This window comes from Flavobacterium sp. LM4, assembly GCF_002017935.1.
Classification (GTDB): Bacteria; Bacteroidota; Bacteroidia; order Flavobacteriales; family Flavobacteriaceae; genus Flavobacterium; species Flavobacterium chungangense.
The window spans coordinates 2,730,090-2,753,931 of sequence record NZ_MUFW01000001.1; the positions used below are offsets into that span (position 1 = coordinate 2,730,090).

The 23,842-nt window shown below is 35.3% G+C and carries 25 protein-coding genes; 8 read left to right on the forward strand and 17 right to left on the reverse strand.

Annotated features, from left to right (window positions below):
• Positions 1–3: 3 nt before the first annotated feature.
• The 8 genes from BXU10_RS12150 to BXU10_RS12185 all read right to left on the reverse strand — a co-directional run bounded on the left by BXU10_RS12150 (position 4) and on the right by BXU10_RS12185 (position 9,554).
• Positions 4–1,128: a histidine kinase gene (locus BXU10_RS12150; RefSeq protein ID WP_078227982.1), complete on the reverse strand. Its 1,125-nt coding sequence runs from the start codon at positions 1,126–1,128 to the stop codon at positions 4–6.
• An 82-nt stretch (positions 1,129–1,210) separates the two neighbouring features.
• A complete protein-coding gene (locus tag BXU10_RS12155) occupies positions 1,211–2,302 on the reverse strand; it encodes a porin (protein ID WP_078227538.1) in 1,092 nt (363 codons plus the stop codon).
• 375 nt (positions 2,303–2,677) lie between these two features.
• Positions 2,678–3,229: a K(+)-transporting ATPase subunit C gene (locus BXU10_RS12160; protein WP_078227539.1), complete on the reverse strand. Its 552-nt coding sequence runs from the start codon at positions 3,227–3,229 to the stop codon at positions 2,678–2,680.
• Positions 3,230–3,351: 122 nt separating this feature from the next.
• Complete coding sequence (gene kdpB, locus BXU10_RS12165; RefSeq protein ID WP_078227540.1) at positions 3,352–5,409, reverse strand: potassium-transporting ATPase subunit KdpB; 2,058 nt, start codon at positions 5,407–5,409, stop codon at positions 3,352–3,354.
• 181 nt (positions 5,410–5,590) lie between these two features.
• A complete protein-coding gene (kdpA, locus tag BXU10_RS12170) occupies positions 5,591–7,312 on the reverse strand; it encodes a potassium-transporting ATPase subunit KdpA (protein WP_078227541.1) in 1,722 nt (573 codons plus the stop codon).
• 108 nt (positions 7,313–7,420) lie between these two features.
• The gene (kdpF, locus tag BXU10_RS25740; protein WP_078227983.1) at positions 7,421–7,498 is read right to left on the reverse strand and encodes a K(+)-transporting ATPase subunit F; all 78 of its coding nucleotides are present in this window, start codon (positions 7,496–7,498) and stop codon (positions 7,421–7,423) included.
• Between the two features lie 175 nt (positions 7,499–7,673).
• A complete protein-coding gene (locus BXU10_RS12180; protein WP_078227542.1) occupies positions 7,674–7,955 on the reverse strand; it encodes a hypothetical protein in 282 nt (93 codons plus the stop codon).
• Positions 7,956–8,198: 243 nt separating this feature from the next.
• Positions 8,199–9,554, reverse strand: coding sequence for a sigma-54 dependent transcriptional regulator (locus tag BXU10_RS12185; RefSeq protein ID WP_078227984.1), 1,356 nt, complete (start codon positions 9,552–9,554; stop codon positions 8,199–8,201).
• Positions 9,555–9,735: 181 nt separating this feature from the next.
• On the opposite strand from BXU10_RS12185, the gene BXU10_RS12190 reads away from it, so the two are divergent.
• Positions 9,736–10,743 carry an LLM class flavin-dependent oxidoreductase gene (locus BXU10_RS12190; protein ID WP_078227543.1) on the forward strand — a complete coding sequence of 336 codons (1,008 nt, stop codon included), beginning with the start codon at positions 9,736–9,738 and terminating at the stop codon, positions 10,741–10,743.
• Positions 10,744–10,778: 35 nt separating this feature from the next.
• Here BXU10_RS12190 and BXU10_RS12195 read toward each other — a convergent pair whose 3' ends face one another.
• Positions 10,779–11,279, reverse strand: a complete 501-nt coding sequence (locus BXU10_RS12195; RefSeq protein WP_078227544.1) for a pyridoxamine 5'-phosphate oxidase family protein — start codon at positions 11,277–11,279, stop codon at positions 10,779–10,781.
• A gap of 18 nt (positions 11,280–11,297) precedes the next feature.
• The gene (locus tag BXU10_RS12200) at positions 11,298–11,672 is read right to left on the reverse strand and encodes an STAS/SEC14 domain-containing protein (RefSeq protein WP_078227985.1); all 375 of its coding nucleotides are present in this window, start codon (positions 11,670–11,672) and stop codon (positions 11,298–11,300) included.
• Between the two features lie 202 nt (positions 11,673–11,874).
• Here BXU10_RS12200 and BXU10_RS12205 point away from each other — a divergent pair, with 202 nt between their 5' ends.
• Positions 11,875–12,495: a DUF4230 domain-containing protein gene (locus BXU10_RS12205; protein WP_078227545.1), complete on the forward strand. Its 621-nt coding sequence runs from the start codon at positions 11,875–11,877 to the stop codon at positions 12,493–12,495.
• Positions 12,496–12,672: 177 nt separating this feature from the next.
• Here BXU10_RS12205 and BXU10_RS12210 read toward each other — a convergent pair whose 3' ends face one another.
• Entirely contained in the window at positions 12,673–14,427 is a 1,755-nt protein-coding gene (locus BXU10_RS12210; protein WP_078227546.1) for an aromatic amino acid hydroxylase, read from the reverse strand.
• Between the two features lie 235 nt (positions 14,428–14,662).
• On the opposite strand from BXU10_RS12210, the gene BXU10_RS12215 reads away from it, so the two are divergent.
• From BXU10_RS12215 to BXU10_RS12225, 3 genes are read left to right on the forward strand one after another with little or no spacing between them, the layout of a single operon-like run.
• Complete coding sequence (locus BXU10_RS12215) at positions 14,663–15,553, forward strand: DKNYY domain-containing protein (RefSeq protein ID WP_078227547.1); 891 nt, start codon at positions 14,663–14,665, stop codon at positions 15,551–15,553.
• Positions 15,554–15,582: 29 nt separating this feature from the next.
• The gene (locus BXU10_RS25745; RefSeq protein WP_369803404.1) at positions 15,583–15,735 is read left to right on the forward strand and encodes a DKNYY domain-containing protein; all 153 of its coding nucleotides are present in this window, start codon (positions 15,583–15,585) and stop codon (positions 15,733–15,735) included.
• A gap of 3 nt (positions 15,736–15,738) precedes the next feature.
• Complete coding sequence (locus BXU10_RS12225) at positions 15,739–16,152, forward strand: nuclear transport factor 2 family protein (RefSeq protein ID WP_031456795.1); 414 nt, start codon at positions 15,739–15,741, stop codon at positions 16,150–16,152.
• Between the two features lie 30 nt (positions 16,153–16,182).
• On the opposite strand, the gene BXU10_RS12230 is transcribed toward BXU10_RS12225, so the two are convergent.
• The 6 genes from BXU10_RS12230 to BXU10_RS25010 form a co-directional block, all read right to left on the reverse strand.
• On the reverse strand, positions 16,183–16,626 hold the full coding sequence (locus BXU10_RS12230; protein WP_078227549.1) for a hypothetical protein: 444 nt from the start codon (positions 16,624–16,626) through the stop codon (positions 16,183–16,185).
• Positions 16,627–16,664: 38 nt separating this feature from the next.
• A complete protein-coding gene (locus tag BXU10_RS12235) occupies positions 16,665–17,048 on the reverse strand; it encodes a group III truncated hemoglobin (protein ID WP_078227550.1) in 384 nt (127 codons plus the stop codon).
• An 81-nt stretch (positions 17,049–17,129) separates the two neighbouring features.
• The gene (gene ilvA, locus BXU10_RS12240; protein WP_078227551.1) at positions 17,130–18,374 is read right to left on the reverse strand and encodes a threonine ammonia-lyase IlvA; all 1,245 of its coding nucleotides are present in this window, start codon (positions 18,372–18,374) and stop codon (positions 17,130–17,132) included.
• Between the two features lie 174 nt (positions 18,375–18,548).
• Entirely contained in the window at positions 18,549–19,091 is a 543-nt protein-coding gene (locus BXU10_RS12245; RefSeq protein WP_031456799.1) for a DUF4136 domain-containing protein, read from the reverse strand.
• A 26-nt stretch (positions 19,092–19,117) separates the two neighbouring features.
• Complete coding sequence (locus tag BXU10_RS12250; RefSeq protein WP_078227552.1) at positions 19,118–21,094, reverse strand: urocanate hydratase; 1,977 nt, start codon at positions 21,092–21,094, stop codon at positions 19,118–19,120.
• A gap of 331 nt (positions 21,095–21,425) precedes the next feature.
• Positions 21,426–21,602 carry a DUF5522 domain-containing protein gene (locus tag BXU10_RS25010; protein WP_165830187.1) on the reverse strand — a complete coding sequence of 59 codons (177 nt, stop codon included), beginning with the start codon at positions 21,600–21,602 and terminating at the stop codon, positions 21,426–21,428.
• A 112-nt stretch (positions 21,603–21,714) separates the two neighbouring features.
• On the opposite strand from BXU10_RS25010, the gene BXU10_RS12255 reads away from it, so the two are divergent.
• Genes BXU10_RS12255 through BXU10_RS12265 form a run of 3 tightly spaced genes read left to right on the forward strand, consistent with a single transcriptional unit; the run spans position 21,715 to position 23,829 of the window.
• Entirely contained in the window at positions 21,715–22,050 is a 336-nt protein-coding gene (locus BXU10_RS12255) for a hypothetical protein (RefSeq protein ID WP_078227553.1), read from the forward strand.
• On the forward strand, positions 22,047–22,955 hold the full coding sequence (locus BXU10_RS12260) for a 1-aminocyclopropane-1-carboxylate deaminase/D-cysteine desulfhydrase (protein WP_078227554.1): 909 nt from the start codon (positions 22,047–22,049) through the stop codon (positions 22,953–22,955). Before BXU10_RS12255 ends, BXU10_RS12260 begins: the two co-directional genes overlap by 4 nt.
• Entirely contained in the window at positions 22,948–23,829 is an 882-nt protein-coding gene (locus tag BXU10_RS12265) for a glucosaminidase domain-containing protein (RefSeq protein WP_078227555.1), read from the forward strand. Before BXU10_RS12260 ends, BXU10_RS12265 begins: the two co-directional genes overlap by 8 nt.
• The last annotated feature ends 13 nt before the right edge of the window (positions 23,830–23,842 follow it).

The following is a 23,842-nucleotide window of genomic DNA, read 5'->3' on the forward strand; positions in this document are numbered from 1 at the left end:
ATTTTACGATAATATAACAAGATCGACGTTTGATAATGATAATTTATTTAGCAGACGCCTGAAAATTGTTGTAGACAAAATTACTTTAAATAAATTCAAATGCGGTTTTCCGATGCAGACAGTTGTAATTTGTTTTTCTTCTACAGTTGTCAAAATTGCATTGGAAATATTCGAATTTTCGAGTTTAATAACTTCGGCTCCTAATTGCACGGCAAGTTTAAAGTTATTAATTAAGTGTCTTTGTTTATCAAGTGCAATTTTTGTACTGCTTTCCTGAGGAGTTTCGACGTACAAAACATACCAGCTTCCGTTATAATAGCTTGCCAATCGAGCTGCTTTTCTGATCACAATTTTAGCCGTTTTATCATTACTGCTAATACAGGCTAGCAATTTTTCATGACGCAAAGCGTGAAGCTGAGGTACTTCGCTTTCTACTTTTCGAAGCACTTGACTTGCTACTTCTTTCAAAGCCAATTCGCGCAATTGCAGAATTTGTTCCGATTTAAAAAAATTCGTTAAAGCCGTCTGAATTTTATCCGGAGTATAAATCTTTCCTTCTTTCAAACGTGCAATCAAATCTTCAGATGTTAAATCGATATTCACGACTTCATCTGCCAAACGTAAAACATTGTCGGGAATGCGTTCCTGAACATCAATATTTGTTATACGTTTTACAGCTGAATTTAAACTTTCAATATGCTGAATATTCACAGCCGAAATGACATTAATTCCCGTATCTAAAATCTCTAAAACATCCTGCCAGCGTTTTTCATTTTTGCTTCCTTCAACGTTCGTGTGCGCCAATTCATCAACAATAACCACTTCTGGTCTAAGGTTGATGATTGCCTGAACGTCGAGTTCTTCGAGTTCTTTTCCTTTATAGAAAATGGTCCGCCTCGGAATAACCGGAAGACCAGACAATAACTCATGCGTTTCCTTTCGCATATGTGTTTCGATGTAACCAATTTTTACATCGATTCCGTTTTTCAATAACGAATGCGCTTCCTGAAGCATACGGAAAGTTTTGCCTACACCGGCGCTCATTCCAATGTAGATTTTGAACTTTCCCTTTCGGGATTTCTGAATCAAATCCAGAAAGTGCTGTGCGTTATTATTTTCGTTTTCCATAATTTTTGCTTTAAGCAATAAGCTTTAGGCTTTAGGCAGTATAACTTTAAAAAGCTTACCGCTTAAAGCCTATAGCCTAAAGTTAGAAAGAAATCGCCAGGGAAGTCGTTACAAACGTATTCGTATCCGTTGGAAGATTGTCTTTATTTGTGAAAATTTCTTCTTTGCTTGAAAGATTTCTCGCTTCAATTCTAAACATAATAGTATCAGAAACTAAGTAATCAAAGTTAGCTGAAAATCCGTAAGTTTTAAATCCGTTTGGCGTTTCTGTCCCGATAGCTATCGGGATAATTACCCCTTTTTCATCGCTGTAATATTCCCCTCGCGCTGCCAGTTGAATTTTATCTGTCGGTTTGTATTGCAGAATCAAAACAGGCGAAAACCAGGTATCGTATTTATTACTGTTTTTAGCCGATTGCTGTGAACCAACATCAAAACCAGCCGTAACATTTGTTTTATCCGTTACTTTAAATTGTCCGTAAAAGTTGTTGAAATAGCGCCATTTTTTATCAATATCCAGCTGTTCATTTCCAACATAAGTACTCCAATTCAAAATGACTTTATCCGAAGGTTTATAAGTAATCTGCGTTCCAAAAGTCGGAGTTTGATTTCCGTCTATTTTTTGAATTCGCTGCCAGCCGTTCAAATACATCGCAGCCAAATACCATTCTCCAGAATCTGATGTATAACCAATTTTCACACCCGCTTCATAATAAGGCGAATTCTCAGCCAGAATACTCCGAGTCAAAGTTTGACAGTCTTTCCCAATCGCACTTTCAAAACCAATATGCGATGGCATAATTCCCGCATCAATCCATAAATTATGTTTCGAAGAAATCTTCACGCCAACATTCGCTTCATAAATATTTTTCAGCAAATCCTGTTCAGCCGACATATTATATTGGGCATAAGTTCCCGCCATCAGCGCAAAATTTCCTCGGACATTTTCCTTCGAATAATTCACTTTTGCCAAACCCAGATTCAGGTTTACTTCATTGCTTCGATTATAATTATAAATAAATCCGGGACGCGTATGATTTTCCGGTTTCCCGAAATCATAACTGTAATAAACATCAACATATCCCGAAAACGTAAACGGACTTTTAGATTCTTTCTGTGCGTGTAAATTGCTACAACCAAAAGCGATTAAAGCAGTAAGTATTATTTTTTTCATTTTTGTGGTATTCAATTATTTATTAGTAGATTTTTTAGGAGCTATTTCCCGCTATCCACTACAATCTTTTGTTTGGAACCCCAAACAAAAGGATTTTCGTTTCTATCGGGGCTAGGGCATTTGGGGTAAAAAAGGCGTTTTGTATTATAATAAGTTTTATATCCTAACAGGTTTTAAAAACCTGTTAGGTGTCAATTGTAGAATTCAGTTTTTCGATTCCAATTTTCGCCACAGTTTGTCATTTCGACGAAGGAGAAATCTTCGTTGCTAGATCGCCACAGATTTGACATTCTTTGCGGAGCTTCTTGCGAAGATTTCTCCTTCGTCGAAATGACAAGAATGCGCATAGAAAACCTTAGAACCTCAGTGCCTTTTCTAGCGGAGCGCATCCAGCGCTACATTCAATTCCAAAACATTCACGGTCTCAGGACCAACAACAGCTGTATTAATTTTAGATTTCACCAAAGCTTTTACTTTAGCTTCATCCAGTTTTCTTTCTTTAGCAATTCGTTTTACCTGAATAAAAGCCCCTTGCGGAGAAATATTCGGATCTAAACCACTTCCGGAAGCTGTAACTATATCAGCTGTTATTTCAGATTTTTTCAAATAAGGATGAAGCAATAAAAATGTATCAATTCTCTTTTGAACCAACGCCAAATATTCAGCATTGCTCGGCCCTTTGTTACTTCCGGCACTTCCTGCCGCATTATAATCAACAGCCGAAGGTCTTCCCCAGAAATAATTCGACTTATCGAATTTTTGACCGATTTTTTGATAACCAACAACCTTTCCGTTAACCGAAATAGTTTCTCCTTTTCCTTGATTAGGAGCAATTTGTGCGATTCCGTAAATCGCTAAAGGATAAATAACTGCGAATAAGATCAGTGTAACCGCAGTAAGTTTTATTATAGAAAATAGATTTTTCATTTCTTTAAAGTTTCTAAGAGACTAAGTCTCTAAGTTTCTAAGTTTTTTTAATTGTGATAAATAAGTTTTAAAGATTCTAAGAAAAAAAACTTAGAATCTTAGCAACTTAACGCCTTAGCATCTTACATAAATAGTGCTACAAGTAAATCAATTACTTTAATTCCGATGAAAGGAACAATCAATCCGCCTAAACCATAAATCAAAAGGTTTCTTTTTAAGATGGCACTAGCCCCAATTGGACGATAATCAACACCTTTCAGCGCAAGCGGAATCAAAATTGGAATGATAATCGCATTGAAAATTACAGCAGATAAAATCGCACTTTCAGGACTGTGCAGATGCATAATATTCAAACCTTGTAATGCCGGAATCGCCGTAATAAAAAGAGCAGGAACAATGGCAAAATATTTAGCAACATCATTCGCAATAGAGAAAGTAGTCAACGTTCCGCGAGTCATTAAAAGCTGTTTTCCAATTTCAACAATCTCAATTAGTTTTGTTGGGTCATTGTCAAGATCGACCATGTTTCCGGCTTCTTTTGCTGCTTGAGTTCCGCTGTTCATGGCAACTCCAACATTTGCTTGGGCAAGGGCAGGAGCATCATTTGTTCCGTCACCCATCATGGCAACTAGTCTTCCTTCAGCCTGTTCTTTTCTGATATAATTCATTTTATCCTCAGGCTTAGCTTCGGCAATAAAATCATCAACACCTGCAGCTTCGGCAATAAATTTTGCCGTAAGCGGATTATCTCCTGTAACCATAACCGTTTTGATTCCCATTCTGCGTAAGCGCTCAAAACGCTCTTTCATTCCGGTTTTTATAATATCCTGAAGTTCAATAACGCCTTGAACTTCATTGTTTTTGATTACTACTAATGGAGTTCCTCCGTTAGATGAAATCGTAATAACTTGTTGGGCAGTATCTTTAGGGAAAATATTTCCAGCTTGTTCTGCAATGTTTTTAGCAGCATCCTGAGCGCCTTTTCGAATGTTAGTTCCGTCTTTTAATACTACTCCAGAAGTTCTGGTTTCGGCCGTAAATTTTATACTGTGTGAGATGTTTTCTGTAAATTGTGCAATATCAGATTGTATTTTTCCATTTAAGTCGATCGTTTTGCTCAATTCGATAATACTTTTTCCCTCCGGAGTATCATCTGCAAGTGAACTCAACACGGCAGATTTAATAAAGTCATCTAAAGAAATTCCTTTTGTTGGATAAAAATTGGTTGCTTTTCTGTTTCCAATTGTAATTGTTCCTGTTTTATCCAAAAGCAGAACATCAATATCTCCGGCAGTTTCAACCGCTTTACCCGATTTTGTAATTACGTTAGCTCGTAAAGCTCTGTCCATTCCCGCAATACCAATCGCAGAAAGCAAACCTCCAATTGTAGTTGGAATCAAACAAACAAACAAAGCAATGAAAGCCGCGATCGTGATGGGTGCGTTGGCATAGTCGGCAAACGGTTTTAGCGTAACGCACACAATCACGAAAATTAAAGTAAATGCGGCTAATAAAATGGTTAAGGCAATTTCGTTTGGTGTTTTCTGACGGCTCGCACCTTCAACCAAAGCAATCATTTTATCCAAAAAACTTTCGCCAGGTTCAGAAGTAACTTTTACTTTAATTTTATCAGATAATACTTTTGTCCCTCCGGTTACGGATGATTTATCTCCGCCAGCTTCCCGAATTACAGGAGCACTTTCTCCAGTAATGGCACTTTCGTCGATAGTAGCCAGACCTTCGATAATCTCACCATCGGCAGCAATTAAATCACCGGCTTCGCAAACGAAAATATCGTCTTTTTTTAATGCAGAAGAACTGATATTTTTTATTTCTCCATTAGTTAGAATTTGTCTTGCAGGAGTTTCTTCGCGGGTTTTTCTTAAACTATCGGCTTGTGCTTTTCCTCTTGCTTCAGCAATGGCTTCGGCGAAATTTGCAAATAAAAGCGTTGCCAGTAAAATTAAAAATACAATTAAGTTATAAGTAAAACTTCCTTGGTCATTTGCGCCCATTAAGATCGAAATGCAGACAGCAAACATAATGGCTGTTCCAATTTCTACGGTAAACATTACCGGATTTTTGATCATCATTTTTGGATTCAGCTTTACAAAAGACTGCGCTAAGGCTTCTTTTATCTGTTTACTTTCAAACAATGATGTGGATTTATTAGTTGTCATTTTTTATATTATTTTGTTTAACTGATTTTTAAAAACACATAGAAACATATATTTTAACTTTGCGCAAAAGGCGTTTCACTTGCATACATTCACATAGCTATGAGTGAAAACGAGTTTTTTTTTTATTCTTTTTTATAGATTTAAATTCTATGTTTCTATGTGTTTAAATTATCCAGCATTTTTATTTTAGAGTAAAAAATTCCGCTAAAGGCCCAAGTGCCAACGCTGGGAAGAATGATAAAGCAGCGATAATTGCGATTACGGCAAAAGTCATGATTCCGAAAATCGAGGTATCAGTCTTTAAAGTTCCTGCACTCTCTGGAATGTATTTTTTACCTGCCAGTAAACCTGCAATTGCTAATGGACCAATGATTGGAATAAAACGTCCTAGCAGCAATACAATTCCCGTAGTGATATTCCAGAACGGATTATTATCTCCCAAACCTTCAAAACCAGAACCATTATTGGCAGCACTTGAAGTGTATTCGTATAACATTTCTGAGAATCCGTGGTTACCAGGATTATTTAACCAGCCTGTTGCATTTCCGTTAAACCAATAACCCATTGCAGTATCGTGTGCAGCAAAATAAGAAGCTAAAGCAGTTCCGGATAATATTAGTAATGGATGAAGAATGGCGATAAAAGCGGCAATTTTAACTTCTCGCGCTTCGATTTTCTTTCCTAAAAATTCTGGTGTTCGACCAACCATTAATCCGGAGATAAATACAGCCAGAATAATGAAAATATAGTAGTTCAAAATACCAACACCACATCCGCCGTAAAAGGCATTTACCATCATAGATAATAATTGCATAGTTCCGGACATTGGCATTGAACTATCGTGCATACTGTTGACAGATCCTGTAGAAATTACCGTTGTAGCAATACTCCAGAAACCTGAAATAGCTGGCCCAAAGCGAACTTCTTTTCCTTCCATTGCTCCGTTTAATTGAGAGATTCCCATTTTTCCGATAGCAGGATTTCCCTTGATTTCGCTTGACATTGTCGGAATTACCAAGAGTAAAAATCCAACTGTCATTACAGCAAAAATGATATAAGCGAATTTTCTTTTATTAAGGAAGAAACCAAGTGCAAAGATCATCGCAAAGGGAACAATCATCTGCGCCCAAAGTTCAATCGCATTCGTAAAATAAGTTGGGTTTTCTAAAGGATGGGCCGAGTTAGCTCCAAAAAATCCACCGCCGTTTGTACCAATATGTTTAATCGCAATAAAAGCAGCAGCGGGTCCGCGTGAAACTTCAACGTGATCGCCTTGTAAAGTTGTGATCGCATCTTTACCTTCAAAAGTCATTGGAGTTCCGCTAAAAACTAAAGCAATAGCTACGATTGTAGAAAGTGGTAATAATATACGAGTGCAGCTTTTTACAAAATAGTTGTAGAAATTCCCCAATTTGTCTGTGGTTCTTTCGCGCATAGCGGTAAAAACCATTGCTGCAGCAGCGATTCCTACTCCAGCTGAAACGAATTGTAAAAACATCAAAACCATTTGCGATAAGTACGAAACACCCGTTTCACCAGAATAATGCTGTAAGTTGCAATTCACTACAAATGAAATAGCCGTATTAAATGCCAAATCGGGCGACATTGATGGATTATTGTCCGGATTTAATGGTAAGGAACCTTGAAAAAGTAAAACAAAAAAGCAAAGAAAAAACCAAAGCATATTGATACTTAAAAGTGCTCTTAGATGCTGTTTCCAGTTCATTTCTTCAGCTGGATTGATACCGCTGATTTTAAAAATAAATTTTTCAATTGGATTGAAAATCGGGTCAAGAAGCGTTTTGTCTCCTAAAAAAACTTTAGCAATATACTTTCCTAAAGGAATCGCTAAAACAGTTGTCAGGATAAAAACACCTATGACGCCTAATAATTCTGTGTTCATAATATGTGAGTTTTGTAAAATGTGAATTGTAAAATGAGAAATGTGAATTGTAAAATGAATTGATCTAACTTTTACATTTCACATAAAACATTTTACTTTTTACATGATTTAAAATTTTTCAGGTTTGATTAATACATAAATCAAATACACGAAAACGACGATTGAAACAATAAAGAGTGTTGTCATGATTTAGATTTTTTCGAAGAATTCAACAGAGAGGAAACAAATGGCAAACAGTAAAACTGCCAATGCGAGTAAAAGAAAAGGGATCATAATATTATTTTTAGATTTGTGAAATGTGAGAAGTAAAATGTTATTTGTGAAAAGTGATCAGTACATCTCACAAATAACATTTCACTAATTAGACTCCTGAAGCATTAACCTGCTTGATGTATTCAGTTTTAAGCGATTGCGGAAAAAGATGTGAAATATTGCAGTAACGCACTTCCATAAAAGAGGAAACCGAAAAAACATACACATTAGAAATAGCATTTTTAGTTTCCATGCTTCCAGTAATAAATAATCGTTCAGCGAGTGCTAAACACTTTTTAGCCCGAACGATATTACCAGATATGATTGATTTTTTAGTGATTTCGGCAAACCGTTCGGCTTGTTTGTAGATTGAGGTAACTTGATTTTTCATTTGGATGAAATTTTAATGTTCTTTCTCCTTATGCCAAAATATGTTCCGAAAAAGTCAAGTTGTAGCTAAAGTGCTGTCAATAAAAGAAATGTAGTTTTGTGTCAAAAATCAGGCATAATAAAAGCCTATCAAAATGATAAGCTTTTATTGAAATGATAGGATTATTTAATTATGAATTATGAATTATGAATTATGAATTATGAATTATAAAATGTAATCCACTTTGATATTGGAATTTTGAATTTAAATTTTGGAATTTTCAATCCCATATTCTTCCAACTTTCTATACAAAGTAGCAATTCCAATTTCCAATAATCTAGCCGTTTCAGCTTTATTTCCTTTAGTATAATTTAAAACCTTTTGAATATGCAGTTTCTCAATACTCTGCATAGAAAAAGCGGACATAGATTTGCTGGCTTTTTCTGTTTGATGCTGCATTTCGTAAGGAAGAACATCAGAAGTCAAAGTGTCGCCGTTACTTAAAATAACAGATCTCTCGATTATATTTTTGAGTTCACGAATATTTCCCGGCCAGGAATAATTTTCTAGTTTTTCTATAAAATCAACAGAAGTTTGTAAAGTCTTTTTATTCGTTTTTTCTGAGAATTGTTTCACAAAATAATTAACCAACAACGGAATATCTTTAACTCTTTCTTTAAGAGAAGGCAGTTTGATTTCGAAAATATTCAAACGAAAATACAAGTCAGAACGAAAACGATGCGCCTCGCTTTCTTCTTTTAAATCACGATTTGTCGCTGCAATTAATCTAAAATTTGATTTTTTTGAAGTCGTATCTCCAACCGGAATATATTCACTCGTTTCTAAAACCCGCAATAATTTGGCCTGAAGATCAATTGGCATTTCTCCAATTTCATCCAGAAACAACGTTCCGCCATTTGCTTCTTCGATAAAACCTTTTTTATCTTTCACAGCTCCGGTAAATGCGCCTTGTTTATGACCAAAAAGTTCGCTTTCCAGAATTTCTTTGCTGAAAGTGCTACAGTTTAAAGCCACAAAAGATTTTCCTGTACGATTGCTGTTTTCGTGAATCGCCTGTGCAAAAACCTCTTTTCCTGTTCCTGTTTCTCCGGTCAATAAAACAGTTGAATCGGTTTTGGCTACTTTTTGAGCTAAATCAATAACTTGTTCAATTCCTTTTGATTTTCCGATTATCGTGTTGAAAGAATATTTATCGTTGATTCGTTTTTCAAGTTGTTGTACTTTTTTCTGTAAATGCACTTTTTCTACCGCTTTATAAAGAAGGGGAATAATTTTGTCATTATCGTCTCCTTTTACAATATAATCGAAAGCGCCATTTTTCATCGCCTGAACACCGTCTGGAATATTTCCGAAAGCGGTTAAAAGAATAACTTCCGTTAAAGGAAAACTGCTTTTTATGTTTTGAACAAAGTCAACGCCGTTTCCGTCGGGAAGTTTTACATCACACAAAACAACATCAATATCGGTTTGTTCCAGTTTCTTAAAACCGGACTTTAAATCTTTCGTTTCAAAAACTTCAAATCCTTCCGATTTTATAATGCGAACAAGCAGACTTCTCAGTTTTTCTTCGTCGTCTATAATTAAAATTTTGTGTGTCATTTGCAGAGATGCTAAAACCAAATTTGGTATTTGATGTACAAATTTAGGTTTTAAATCATTCGGGTTTTAAGTTTTAATTTAAAAAGTTAGAGTACATTTTAAATATTATAATTCAATTAACACCGCATAATTTAGCTTTCATTTTAAATGAATTAATTTTGTAAAAAAGATATTTATTTACATGAAAAATCCAATTTCACTCTCCATATTAGAACTCGCTATTATCAACAATGACAGCAATGCAGCTGAAACATTACATAAAACAAAAGAAATTGCCCAATTAACAGATACTTTGGGATACAAAAGGTTTTGGCTTGCCGAACATCACAATATGGCGCATGTCGCCAGTACTGCAACTGTAGTGTTGATTGGATATGTTGCCAGTCAGACGCAAAATATCCGTGTAGGATCTGGCGGAATTATGCTGCCTAATCACTCGCCTTTAATTGTAGCTGAACAATTTGGAACTTTAGAAACATTGTATCCGGGCCGAATTGATTTAGGTTTAGGAAGAGCGCCCGGAACAGATCAGCCAACTGCTGAAGCCATTCGAAAGGATTTCTTTGAGCAGGCACAGCGATTTCCGCAAAACGTATCAAAACTACAGGAATATTTTTCAGAAGAAAATGCTACTGCGAAAGTACGTGCTTTCCCTGCCGAAGGAACAAAAGTACCAATCTGGATTTTAGGATCGAGTATGGAAAGTGCTTCTTTGGCAGCTTCGTATGGTTTTCCTTATGCTTTTGCAGGGCATTTTGCTCCGCGCCAAATGCTGCAGGCTTTTGAATTTTATCGTGACAATTTTCAGCCATCGAAATTTCTGGACAAGCCCCAAACAATGGCATGCGTAAATATCATTGCAGCCGATACAGCCGAAGAAGCTGAAAAACTTTCAACAAGTTTGTATCAAATGTTTTTGAATTTAATTCGAAATGACCGTAAAGGACTTCAGCCGCCAGTTGATTCTCTGGAAGATATTATGAGTGAAGAAGAGCGTTTTCATGTCAATCAGATGACCGGAGGTTCTTTTGTTGGAAGTAAAAAACAAATTGAAGCAGATTTGAAAAAATTTATTGATTACGCTAAGATTGATGAACTAATGATTACCAGTCCAATTTTCGAACATGAGGCAAAATTAAAAAGCCTGCGATTGACCAAAGAAATAATCGATGAATTGAAGGAAAATTAAAACTATAAAAAGAGAGGCTTTTCGAGCCTCTCTTTTTATAGTTTTAATTTTCCTTCAACACCTATATCTGTAGTATTTCCAAATAATGCTGAACCTGCCATTTTAAGTAATGAAATAACTTTTCCGTCCTTTGTGTCCCAGTAATAAGCATCCGAAGGGGTCACTTTTATAACTGTAACATTTGGGTCATTTTTGCCTTCCTCAAACCAGGCTTTGGCAACAGGCGTCCATAACTCGTCAATTATCGATTTATCTTTATATATCGATGCTGCACCGTAAATAGAAATGTATTGAGAGCTTGAATTGCTGGCAAAAAACAATTGAACCTGATTGTCTTTTAAAATTTCAAAATTCTTATTGCTGTTCGCAGAACTAATAAACCACAAATTTCCTTCATCATCAATATTCTGAATACTCATAGGTCGTGATTGAAGAGGTGTTTTTGTTAATTCAGTTACAAAAATTCCTGTTTTAATTTCTTTTACTAATGAAATTATTTTTTCTACTGCTTCTTTATTATCTAAATCTTTATGCATGATATTGTCTTTAATAGTTTAATCCAAGTCAATTTTTTCTGATGTCCAGTCTACGGCCAGCATATAATCTTCTTTTTTGAATCCTTTGAATTCTCCCGGCATAATTGTATTGAAAACTTTAGTAAAATTTATCATTCTCTGACAGTCTGTTACGATAGCGGCTCTCGTCCATTTTGTTATGTTTTTAATGCTTAACAAGGATTCGTGAAGCCATGCACCTAATGTAAAATCAGTTGGAGAATTATCAAAAAATAATAAATAATTAAGTTTTGGTGTTTCATCAATTAAAAGACGTACTTCTGATTTAACAAAATCAACATCGCCTTTAACTACGTGACCAGCTGTTTTAAAACCAATCATGTTTTCTGGTAACTCCTTAATTTTTTCAATCATAACATTTAAATTTTGCAGGTTAAATTCATTTTTTACAAAAATACATGACAAGTATGTTTTAGTGCTTATGTAAAAAACTGATTATCTTACATAATTCCAATGTTGACTAAATTATTACATCAAAATCGTTTTTGGAATCGTAAGGAATCCTACATAAAAAAGTATTAAATTAGCTATCATTATAAAAATGTAAATCCAGATTATGCTTAAGAGAATATTAGTTGGTGTCGGTATTGTAGTTGCCATTATTTTGGCTTTCAAATATTGTGAATTCAAAAAAAATGATGATGCCGGAATTGAGTATAACACAAATCTGATTCAGCAGCAAATTTTGAATGTTGGAAAACTTGTTGTTACTGAGGGGCATTTTTCTGAAGTCATCACGTATAAAAACCAACAGAAATATTTAATGAACATGATTTCTTTTGAGAAGAAAGCGCTTATTGTAGTAAACGCAAATGTTACAGTTGCCTACGATTTGCATAAAATGAAATATGATATTGACGAGAAAAACAAAACCATAACAATTCTCAATATTCCGAAAGAAGAAATTACAATCAATCCGGATATTCAGTTTTATGATGTGGAGCAAAGTAAACTGAATCCTTTTACGGGCGATGATTACAATAAAATAAATAAATCGGTAAAAGCTAATTTGGCTAAGAAAATTGATAAATCTACACTTAAAACAAACGCTCAAAACCGATTAATAAGTGAATTGTCTAAGATTTTGATTATGACCAATTCTATGGGTTGGAAATTACAATATAATGGAAAAACTATTGAATCGGAAACAGAATTAAATCAGGATTTGAAGTTGTAATATTCAAAGGTTGAGAGGTTTTCGGCAATCTTGTCATTTCGAGGAACGAGAAATCTTCACAAGAAGCTCTACAAAGATTGGATTTTCGTTATGGAGTTACTTACGGAGATTTCTCGTTCCTCGAAATGACAAAAGTAGATTAAAAACTTTGCTACTCTTTGCCTTTGAGAGATTAGTTTATGAAACTTTTTCAAAAATCAAGTCCAGTCCACCCAAAATTAAATGTGCAACTTCAGGGCGTTTTTCTTTTAATTGCTCCAAATAACCCAAGACTTCCTGTAAAAGCTTTTTTTCGTCAAAATCTTTCAAAAGTTCGGTGATTTCAACTGCAAGCAGCCAGTCGTTAGGGTGATTGTTTTTTAATTTTTCAAAAACCGATTGGAGTTCAGATTTAGAATCTCCATTATTACGAATATTTCTTACTGTTGAATATAAAACTTCCAATTCATCTCGTTCTTCTGTATGTTTTGCTTTGATGGTTTTAGAAGTAGGAACAATATTAATCAGGTCAAAACTATTCACGTCAGCAGGGCCTGAAAAAGCTGAAACTACTTTTTTACCAATCGCCATATCGTAATTACCCCATTCCGGCTGAAACAGAATCGTTTCCCCATGTGTTACGGTACAATTTTTAAAACTGATTAAAATAATTTCACCATGCAAATTTCGGGATCCGGTAATGATTTCGCCTTCAACGATGATATTACCTTCAAATTCCAGTTTAACAGTTTCGTTTTCTACGATGCTGTATGCCTGCAAATCCTTCGGGCTCATATCTTCAATAGCCAGATTAAAACCTTTCAGTTTCCCAATCGGGCTTCCAAATCCATGTGAGTGCGTTAAACTTCCGTGACCCACCAATTCTTTTTCACGGTATGATAAAGCTGTTTTTCCTGTTGTCTGAATGTAAACCGGTTTTCCTTCTTCTTCAATAGCATTAGTAAAAACACCTGAAATTTGTAAACCTGTGCTCAGTTCAATTGTTCCCAAAGCATTCGACTGAATCAGTTTTTGAATTCCGGACAAACCTCCGGTACGCAAAGCCATTTTATTGGCAAACTCTTCTAAAATCAGACTCAGATGCGAAAAAGTTGGGGTTACATATAATTGAGGCTGTAGTTGCGTAATATCAAAATTTTGATTGGCAGCCGAGATATCATAAGGTATTTTCTTCACATTATCAGTCATACAGTGAGCACTTTCGCCAATTGAGGAAAGTAGTCCGGCGCCGTAAATTTTAGGGTTTTCAATAGTTCCGATTAAACCGTATTCAACCGTCCACCAGTGTAAATTTCGAATTTGAGCCATTTCAGATAATTCGCCCATGTTGTTTTGCAGATCGGCAACAGCTTTTTCGGCTTCCTCAATTTTTTCCTGAGGCGTATCTTCGGCTTCTTTCAATATCGAAAGCAGTCGGATTGCTTCATACATCTGATAATCTTTATGAGATGAAATCGCTTTGCATCCAATTTCTCCAAAGCGTCTTAAATACTCAGCATATTCAGGATTTGCAATAATAGGAGCGTGGCCGGCACCTTCGTGAATAATGTCCGGTGCAGGTGTATATTCAATATGTTCTAATTGTCTGATATCCGAAGCAATAACCAAAACATTATACGCCTGAAATTCCATAAAGGCATTGGGCGGAATAAATCCGTCAACTGCAACGGCTGCCCAGCCAATTTCGGTCAGGATTCGGTTCATACCATACATACTCGGAATAGAGTCAATCTCGATTCCGGTTTTTTTTAAACCCTCCAGATAGGAATTATGGGCTACTTTCGACAAGTAATCTACATTTTTGCGCATCACATACCGCCAAACGGCCTGATTAATGGGCGTATAATCGCTATAATCCTGAGGTTTGATGAATTGCTTTAAATGTTTAGGCAATCTTTCTAATAATGGATTTGTTTCAATGTTCGGATTCATTTGGGAAAAACTGTAGTTGAAATGTAAAATTACAAATTTGAGCTATTGAAAACGATTTTTTTAATATTTAATTTGAATAATAAGAGTGTTTTGTTAGAGAATTATCAGTTTTTAGTTGTTTGGAGTTTTTGGAGTAAATTGTTGAATACAGATTACCTGCTGAAGATAAATTAGACATGAAAAAATAACAATAAAATACTTAGTTTTACAAAAGTATATTTAGGTATTTACAAGGATGAACGTTTTTTTGATCATTTTAGCAATAGGGGTGTTGGCCTTTTTAGGAATACGATATTTTTTATTCCGGATAGGAGATCCGGTAAACAGGAAAGTTTCCGATTCGTATTTTTATCATTACAGAAAAAATTTGATTGTACATTCGCCAATGGGCAATTGGTTTGAATTGGGATATTTTGAGTCTGAGTCTGATGTTGAATCTTTTCAGCCCATAAACAGGGATTTTGGAAAAGATAAAAAGGATGTTTTTTGGAAAGGAAGAAAGCAAGCTGTTGATTATGCAACGTTTCAGGTTGATGCCTCCGGAATTATTAAGGATAAAAACCATGTATATACTACGAACGGAAAAGAATATAATTTTTTAGGAATTATAGAAGTAGCAGATCCTAAAAGTTATCAGTTGCTTGATCCTTCACTTTCGGAATATAAACGGATTAGCTGGTTCAAGGATGCTAATGCAGTCTTCTACAGAAGTAAAAAAACAGAAGGAGATCCGGCAACTTTTAAGCCTTTGAACGATGCAATTGCTGTGGATGATCATTTTATTTATTCGATTATTCATCAAAGAGGCGATGGCATTTATGCTTTTGAAGTTGATGAAGTAATCCGAAAACATAAAAGAATTGCAGGTGAAATCAAGGTTATTAACGATACATACGTTCAAATAGGAAATGCTGTTGTTTCTGCTTTTACGAAAGAGGAGTTTACGCTTCATACTTTCGAAACCATTAAAAATACCAAAGAAATTGATTATTTTACAATAGTGGTTAACGACACCTTAATTTACAAAGGAATAGCATGCCCTGAAATTGATATAGAATCTTTTGAGCCATTAGATTACGGTTATGCAAAAGACAGCAAAAATGTATATTATAATGAAAAAAAATAACTGGTGCTTCTATTTCAGATTTTGAAATAATCTCTCCGGATTATGCTAAAGATAACAAAAACGTGTTTTATAAAAATAGTATTGCTGAAAAGGCAAATCCAAAAACATTTAAAAGAACCTCTGAAAATGGTGTTTGTGAGGACGGAACAAATAAATTTAGAAACGGAAAAATTATTAACTAAAATATGGAACAGAAATTACCTTTGCCGCCTTTTACTTTAGAAACGGCAATCCAAAAAATACAAATGGCAGAAGACGCCTGGAACAGTCAGGATCCGGAAAGAGTTTCAAAAGCGTATACTGTTGACAGCGAATGGCGAAATCGTGATCAGTTTATAAATGGCAGGGAAGAAATTGTCTCTTTTCTAACTCAGAAATGGAAAAAAGAGCTGCAGTATAAATTAAAGAAAGAATATTGGGCACATACTGAAAACCGTATTGCTGTACGTTTTGAATATGAATATCAAACGGCTGAAGGAGATTGGTTCAGGGCGTACGGCAATGAAAATTGGGAATTTGATGCCAACGGACTGATGCAAAAAAGATTTGCGAGTATCAATGATATTCCGATTAACGAATCTGAGAGGAAATTGAAATAAATTTTACAGCTATGAAAATAACGATTGATTTTAACAATCGTTATTTTCATAATTTACTTTCTCCATTTTATCCTCGTAACTTTCGGTTTCTTTTTTGGTCATACGGACTTCTTTCAGATTTACATTTAATTGTTTTTTACTGTCAGGACTGATCCATATGCCATTAAAATTTGTTCCTTCTTTCTTTAAAATCATAACACCCGAAAATTCATGTTCGACTAATACAAATTGATTTTTGTTTTTTTTATTCTGAGTAATGTCTAATTGAATCCATTTTTCGGATTTATCATATCGATACATAGAGGTGTACATCAAACCGCCTATACAAGGATTTTCTTCTTCTTTGATATAAAATGTTACTGCTGTTTTTCCGTGAATGGTGCCTTTGTAAAGCATGCTTTTGGCAGATTGGGCGCTTGTGGTGATAGTAAAGAACATACAAAGCACGCTACAAAGAAAAAGTAGTTTTTTCATATTTTAAGTAAATAGTTATTTTTTAAATTATTGCAATTTTATTGATTTGCCTGATTTCTGAAATATTCAATTTTATAATTGAACATATACGCCATATTTGCTGCGCGGACTTTAGCTACATCTGCTAATTTGCCAACAAACAAATTGTCAACAGTTTCAGTGAAAATTTCCATCCAGCGATCAAAATGAGATTGGTTTACAGGCAATTGTTTGTGTGGCGGAAAAGGACTCCCGGAATAGGTATGTTCTTCTAAAAGTAAAGTCTGCCAGAAACGATACATTTTTTCCAGATGTTCCGGCCATCTTCCTGTCATTTTTTCATTAAAAATAGATCCGATTAAATCGTCGTTTTGTACTTTTTCATAAAATGTATTCACTAAAAGTTTAATATCTTCTATGTTTGAAATGTCCCGAGATGCCATGTTTTTTAATTAAGTCATAATTTGCAAAAATACGATATAACAGCTTTTTTATTTGCTGATATTTATCATTGCAATACATTTTTATCCAATTAACTGCGTATATAAATCGGGATTATCATTCAGATATTGAAATTCAAAACCGTTTTTAGTCATATTCAATTTAATATTCAGAATGTCTTTTTTGTTTTTCAATTCTAATCCAACCACAACAGAACCCATTTCACGGCTCGTTTTTTTAACAAACTGAAAATAAGTTATATCATCATCTGGTCCCAAAATGTTGTTCACGAATTCTTTCAAAGCACCCGGACGCTGTGGAAACTGAATCATAAAATAATGCATCAGTCCTTCATAAAGCAAAGAACGCTCTTTTATTTCGGCTGTTCTTTCAATATCATTGTTGCTTCCGCTGACTACGCAAACTACTTTTTTGCCTTTAATCTTGTCTTTGTAAAAATCTAAAGCAGCTATTGTCAAAGCACCTGCAGGTTCAACCACCATGGCCTCTTCATTGTACAAACGTAAAATGGTGGTACAGACTTTTCCTTCGGGAACCAGAATAATGTCTTCCAGATTATAACGGCAGATTTCAAAAGTTTTGTCGCCAACTTGTTTTACAGCTGCACCATCTACAAATTTATCAATCGTTTTTAGTACCGTGTTTTTATTTTCTTCAATAGAAGTTTTCATCGAAGGAGCGCCTTTTGGTTCAACACCGATTATTTTGGTATTCGGACTTAAATGTTTAAAAACCTCGGATAAACCGGAAGCCAGTCCGCCGCCGCCAATCGGAACAAAAACATAATCGATGGGTTCTTTGTAACTTTCCAGAATCTCTAAACCTACAGTTCCCTGGCCGGCAATTACTTTTTCATCATCAAACGGATGAATAAATATTTTATGATTTTTGATGGCGTCTGCAGTTGCCGAGGCATAAGCATCATCAAAAGTATCTCCTGTCAAAACAATTTCTACGAACGATTTTCCAAACAATTGTACTTGTTTTACTTTTTGTTTCGGAGTGGTTTTAGGCATATAAATTTTGCCTTTTATGCGCAGTAAATTACAGGAATAGGCAACGCCCTGAGCATGATTCCCGGCACTGGCACATACCACACCAATTTGTTTTTCAGCATCGGTTAACGAAGAAATCTTGTTGTAAGCTCCTCTGATTTTATAAGAACGGACAATTTGTAAATCTTCTCTTTTTAATAAAATAGTCGATTTAAATTCGTCTGAAAGATTTAGGTTCTGTGTCAAAGGCGTTGCAGCAACAACATTTTCGAGTTGTTTTTTTGCATTTAGTACTTCGTTAAATAAATTCATGATTAGTATTGTTAAAATAAAAAACCTCCCATTTGGGAGGTTCTTATAAAATATATTTTACATACTTGTTTAACACCTCGCCATTAATGCTGAATTGCAATAATGTTAATAATAGCGATACTAATGTTAGTATAGTTTGTCATTTTCTGTTGTTTCAAAAAACAAATGTATCAATTATTTTTTTACCTGAGGCGGATACTGAGCCAAAATTTTCTTTACAAAATCAGCAATTTTTTCATCTTTTTTGTCAATGTTTCGGGTTAGCGTTCCCTGGCCTTCTCCCTGCCAGATCATTTCTTTCTTTTTAGCATCAATCAAATCGATGTATAAAGTACCTTCAGTAGAAGTCGAAACACTTGTTTGGTTTCCTCCGTACATCATCCACGGATTCCATCCCCATCCCCAACCGTAGCCCCATCCGGCATTAAATTGGTTAACATTTACCTGCTCTCTTGATTTAGTGAAAATGTTTACTAATAAATCAGGATTTTCACTTTTAGTAAATCCTTTTGCCTGCATTTCGGCATCAATTGCGTGTAAAATGCGTCTTTTATCCAAATCAGAAATCTCTACTTTATCAATTCCGGGTTTGAAGAAAGCATAGGTTTTATAAGGCGTAAAATCGACATTTTTGTCGTAATCAGAATAAACAGTAACACTGCTGCATGAAGTAAGGATTAATAACAGCAAAATCGGAACTAATTTGAATGTTTTCATAATTTTTTAGAATTAAATGTTTTGTTTTATAGTAAGCTTTCATCAACCAGACTGGGTAATGTTACTTTCAATAGCGGCTGAACCTCCATTGCTCTTTTTATAGCAAAAACAGCACCTTCATTTCGGGCCCAGCTTCGTCTTGAAATTCCGTTGTTTACATCCCAAAAAAGCATTGATGCTAATCGTTTTGAAGCCTCTGTAGAACCATCAAGAACCATACCAAATCCACCGTTTATAACCTCTCCCCAGCCAACACCACCACCGTTATGAATGGATACCCAGGTTGCTCCTCTAAAGCTGTCACCAATTACATTCTGAATCGCCATATCGGCAGTAAAACGGGATCCATCGTAAATGTTAGAAGTCTCTCTGTAAGGCGAATCGGTTCCGGAAACATCATGATGATCACGTCCTAAAACAACCGCGCCGATTTCACCTTTTGCAATCGCTTGGTTAAAGGCTTCTGCAATCTTGATTCTTCCTTCGGCATCTGCATATAAAATACGGGCTTGAGAACCCACAACCAGTTTGTTTTCCTGAGCCCCTTTGATCCATTTAATATTATCCTGCATTTGCTGCTGAATTTCATCTGGAGCAGTTTCTGCCATTTTTTCTAAAACTTCACAGGCAATCGCATCTGTTTTCAATAAATCTTCCGGTTTTCCGGAAGTACAAACCCAGCGGAAAGGGCCAAATCCGTAATCAAAGCACATTGGTCCCATAATGTCCTGAACGTAACTCGGATATTTAAAATCGATATTGTTTTCTGCCATAACATCAGCTCCAGCCCGAGAAGCTTCTAATAAAAAGGCATTTCCGTAATCAAAGAAATACGTTCCTTTTGCCGTATGTTTGTTAATGGCAGCTGCGTGGCGGCGTAACGTTTCCTGAACTTTCTCTTTGAATAGTTCCGGATTTTCAGCCATCATTTTGTTAGCGTCTTCAAACGAAATTCCAACAGGATAATAACCTCCGGCCCACGGATTATGAAGCGAAGTCTGGTCGGATCCCAAATCAATTTTGATGTTTTCCTGATCGAAACGTTCCCATACATCCACTACATTTCCTAAATAGGCTATTGAAGCGGTTTCTTTTTTGGCTTTCGCCAAAGCGACTCTGGCAACCAGTTCATCTGTTGAGGTTACAACTTCATTAATCCAACCCTGTTCGTGGCGAATTTTAGTAATTTTCGGATTTACTTCGGCGCAGACCGTAATACAACCTGCAATATTTCCCGCTTTTGGCTGTGCGCCCGACATACCGCCTAGACCCGAAGTTACAAATAAACTGCCTTCAGGATTTTGTTTTATTTTTCTGAAACCATTCAAAACTGTAATTGTGGTTCCGTGTACAATTCCCTGCGGGCCAATATACATATAACTTCCCGCAGTCATTTGCCCGTATTGCGAAACGCCCAGTGCGTTCATTTTTTCCCAATCGTCCGGTTTTGAGTAATTTGGAATTACCATTCCGTTCGTCACCACAACTCTTGGTGCTTCTTTATGAGAAGGAAATAATCCCATCGGATGTCCAGAATACATCGTTAAAGTCTGCTCGTCTGTCATTTCAGACAGATATTGCATCGTCAATAAATATTGTGCCCAGTTTTGAAAAACGGCGCCGTTTCCGCCATACGTTATCAATTCGTGAGGGTGCTGTGCCACAGCATAATCCAGATTGTTCTGAATCATGTGCATAATCGCCTTTGCCTGCAATGATTTACCGGGATATTGGTCAATTGGTCTTGCGTACATTTTATAATCCGGACGAAAACGATACATATAGATTCGGCCGTATTTTTCTAATTCTTCTGAAAATTCAGGAATTAATTCCGTGTGATGTTTTGGTTCAAAATAACGTAATGCATTTTTCAGTGCCAGTTTTTTTTCTTCTGCCGAAAGAATTTCTTTTCGTTTCGGAGCATGATTAATCGCTGGGTCGTATGTTTGCTTTGGCGGCAATATTGAAGGAATCCCTTGTTGTATTTGTTCTTTGAAAGTCATTTTTTCTTTTAGATTTTTAGATTTTTAGATTTTCTGAAGTTAAGAATCAAACAGCTGCTTTTAATTAGGTTAGTGCAATTTTAAATTGCCGTAAAGAATTATCTAATTCTCAAATTGACACATTATCTAAATTAAAATGACTAAGGATAACGGATATCCGACCTGTGATAGGATTTGTGTATTGTGATCCTAAATTTTCTTGAACGAATATCCATTTTAGATTTTTAGACTTCTTAGATTATTAGATTTCGAAAAATGGAACAATCTCTTTTTATTTGACTCAAGGATTGCTGGTTTTTAGACAATAAAAATATCTAAGAAGTCTAAAAATCTATTTCCTTATTTCTCCCGTTCGTTTATCAAAACCATACGGACAATGGCGACAGCCGCTTTTGCAGCAGTAACCACGTTTTAAATGGTGTTTTTCAGTAAAGCACTTATAACCTTCGGGTGTATAGTAAAAATCTTCGCCTTCGATTAATTTATTTTCATTACTTTGCTCTTTCATAAACTATTTTGTGTCAATTGGCGTTTCATTAAATCGGAAAAACAATTAATCGATTGTGATTTTATTGAAATCGAACAATTTTATAACTACAAATTTATAAATTTTACAGCCAATGTTTCTGATTGTTGCTAAATATTTAATTCCGAAAGGCTATCGCGGAATGGCTGTTTTTCCATTCATTTTAGTAAAATATTATAAAGATCAGGTAAATGTTATTTTTTTAAATCACGAAAAAATACATTTAAGACAGCAAATAGAAATGTTGATTCTTCCGTTTTTTATTTGGTACATTTTAGAGTTTTTTATTCGTTCTATCCAATACAAAAACAGAGATTTGGCCTATAGAAATATTAGTTTTGAAAGAGAGGCATACGAAAATGAAACCAATTTAACTTATCTGAAGAAACGGTCATTTTTTCAGTTTCTGAAATACATAAAATTAAAATGAATCCAGTTTTTAATCAGCCCATAAATATTCAGTTTTCAAACGACATTTCTTTGACGATAAAGCGTGAAGATCTGATTCATCCTTTTGTATCGGGAAATAAATTCAGGAAACTGAAATACAATTTGCTTCAGGCGAAAGCCGAAAACAAAGATACTTTACTGACTTTTGGCGGCGCATTTTCGAACCATATTGCAGCGGTGGCTTATGCAGGAAAAGAGCAGGGGTTTAAGACAATTGGAATTATTCGCGGGGATGAACTTTTCGATAAAACAGAAGAAAATCCAACCCTTAAATTCGCACAGGAAAACGGAATGCAATTTGAATTTGTTTCCAGAGAAAATTACCGTTTAAAAAGCGAAGAATCATACATTAAAAATTTAAAAGAGAAATTCGGAGATTTTTATTTAGTTCCCGAAGGCGGTACAAACGTACTGGCGGTGAAAGGCTGCGAAGAAATTTTGACTGATGAAGATTCAGTTTTTAATTATGTTTGCTGTGCAGTTGGAACTGGGGGAACCATTTCAGGATTAATAAATAATGCGTTGCCAAATCAGCAAATTTTAGGGTTTCCGGCGTTAAAAGGTAACTTTTTAAACGATGAAATTCGTATTTTTGCCCAAAAAGATAACTGGAATTTAATTTCTGACTATCATTTTGGAGGTTATGGCAAGGTAAATTTGGAATTAATCGAATTTATCAATTCTTTTTTTGAAGAAAATAAAGTGCCTTTAGATCCAATTTATACGGGAAAGATGGTTTTTGGCGTTATTGATTTAATACATAAAAACTATTTTTCTGCACATTCAAAAATTTTACTCATTCACACCGGTGGATTGCAGGGAATTGCGGGAATGAATATCAAATTGAAGCAGAAAAAATTACCAATACTCAAAATTGATGTTTAAAAAAATAATTACACTCTTCGTAGTCGCAGTATTGGCAAGCTGTTCTTCCAGCAAACCCACTATCGCAACAACTAAAAAACAGGCAGCGGTTCAAAGACCCAGAACAGCTTCGACTAAAAAAGGGACTTATTCTAAACCAATTGCTAAATATCCTTCTACAAATAACACAACTGAAGTTATTCAATCGACTTCAAAAACAGTTGTTACCAGCAGTTTAATCACCGATTATGTTTTGCAATACAAAGATATTGCCATGGGAAACATGCAAAAATACGGTATTCCGGCAAGTATTATTCTGGCACAGGGAATTCTGGAATCAGGAGCGGGAAGAGGAGATCTGGCGTTGTCAGCAAATAATCATTTCGGAATAAAATGCCACAATGACTGGCTTGGGGAAAGTGTTCGTCATGACGATGATTCGTCTCAGGAATGTTTTAGGAAATACAGACAAGCGGCAGAATCGTATCGGGATCACGCTTTATTTTTGGTGGGTAAAAACAGATATGCCGTTTTGTTTACGTATGAAAAAGACGATTACAAAGCCTGGTCAAAAGGATTAAGGGCTTGCGGCTATGCGACGGATCCTAATTATCCGGATAAATTAATCAGTTATATTGAGCGTTATAATCTGCATCAGTACGATTGTCAGGTTACAGGAAAAAATTATACGGCAATTAATAAGTCAGAACCGGCAAGGAGTTCTTCTTCGTCTTCAGTTTCAAATTCAAACGATCCGAATTTATACGAAGTCCAAAAAGGAGATACTTTGTATTCGATATCCAAAAAATTCAACATACTGGTTGACGAATTAAAACAGAAAAACAACCTGACGGACAATGCACTTTCGATAGGTCAGAAACTGAAAGTGAAATAATTATTAGTTATTA

Bases quoted from the DNA above. Each gene is read 5' to 3' on its own strand.
- BXU10_RS12150 (WP_078227982.1), bottom strand. From the start codon at position 1,128: ATGGAAAACGAAAATAATAACGCACAGCACTTTCTGGATTTGATTCAG.
- BXU10_RS12155 (WP_078227538.1), bottom strand. From the start codon at position 2,302: ATGAAAAAAATAATACTTACTGCTTTAATCGCTTTTGGTTGTAGCAAT.
- BXU10_RS12160 (WP_078227539.1), bottom strand. From the start codon at position 3,229: ATGAAAAATCTATTTTCTATAATAAAACTTACTGCGGTTACACTGATC.
- kdpB (WP_078227540.1), bottom strand. From the start codon at position 5,409: ATGACAACTAATAAATCCACATCATTGTTTGAAAGTAAACAGATAAAA.
- kdpA (WP_078227541.1), bottom strand. From the start codon at position 7,312: ATGAACACAGAATTATTAGGCGTCATAGGTGTTTTTATCCTGACAACT.
- kdpF (WP_078227983.1), bottom strand. From the start codon at position 7,498: ATGACAACACTCTTTATTGTTTCAATCGTCGTTTTCGTGTATTTGATT.
- BXU10_RS12180 (WP_078227542.1), bottom strand. From the start codon at position 7,955: ATGAAAAATCAAGTTACCTCAATCTACAAACAAGCCGAACGGTTTGCC.
- BXU10_RS12185 (WP_078227984.1), bottom strand. From the start codon at position 9,554: ATGACACACAAAATTTTAATTATAGACGACGAAGAAAAACTGAGAAGT.
- BXU10_RS12190 (WP_078227543.1), top strand. From the start codon at position 9,736: ATGAAAAATCCAATTTCACTCTCCATATTAGAACTCGCTATTATCAAC.
- BXU10_RS12195 (WP_078227544.1), bottom strand. From the start codon at position 11,279: ATGCATAAAGATTTAGATAATAAAGAAGCAGTAGAAAAAATAATTTCA.
- BXU10_RS12200 (WP_078227985.1), bottom strand. From the start codon at position 11,672: ATGATTGAAAAAATTAAGGAGTTACCAGAAAACATGATTGGTTTTAAA.
- BXU10_RS12205 (WP_078227545.1), top strand. From the start codon at position 11,875: ATGCTTAAGAGAATATTAGTTGGTGTCGGTATTGTAGTTGCCATTATT.
- BXU10_RS12210 (WP_078227546.1), bottom strand. From the start codon at position 14,427: ATGAATCCGAACATTGAAACAAATCCATTATTAGAAAGATTGCCTAAA.
- BXU10_RS12215 (WP_078227547.1), top strand. From the start codon at position 14,663: ATGAACGTTTTTTTGATCATTTTAGCAATAGGGGTGTTGGCCTTTTTA.
- BXU10_RS12225 (WP_031456795.1), top strand. From the start codon at position 15,739: ATGGAACAGAAATTACCTTTGCCGCCTTTTACTTTAGAAACGGCAATC.
- BXU10_RS12230 (WP_078227549.1), bottom strand. From the start codon at position 16,626: ATGAAAAAACTACTTTTTCTTTGTAGCGTGCTTTGTATGTTCTTTACT.
- BXU10_RS12235 (WP_078227550.1), bottom strand. From the start codon at position 17,048: ATGGCATCTCGGGACATTTCAAACATAGAAGATATTAAACTTTTAGTG.
- ilvA (WP_078227551.1), bottom strand. From the start codon at position 18,374: ATGAATTTATTTAACGAAGTACTAAATGCAAAAAAACAACTCGAAAAT.
- BXU10_RS12245 (WP_031456799.1), bottom strand. From the start codon at position 19,091: ATGAAAACATTCAAATTAGTTCCGATTTTGCTGTTATTAATCCTTACT.
- BXU10_RS12250 (WP_078227552.1), bottom strand. From the start codon at position 21,094: ATGACTTTCAAAGAACAAATACAACAAGGGATTCCTTCAATATTGCCG.
- BXU10_RS25010 (WP_165830187.1), bottom strand. From the start codon at position 21,602: ATGAAAGAGCAAAGTAATGAAAATAAATTAATCGAAGGCGAAGATTTT.
- BXU10_RS12255 (WP_078227553.1), top strand. From the start codon at position 21,715: ATGTTTCTGATTGTTGCTAAATATTTAATTCCGAAAGGCTATCGCGGA.
- BXU10_RS12260 (WP_078227554.1), top strand. From the start codon at position 22,047: ATGAATCCAGTTTTTAATCAGCCCATAAATATTCAGTTTTCAAACGAC.
- BXU10_RS12265 (WP_078227555.1), top strand. From the start codon at position 22,948: ATGTTTAAAAAAATAATTACACTCTTCGTAGTCGCAGTATTGGCAAGC.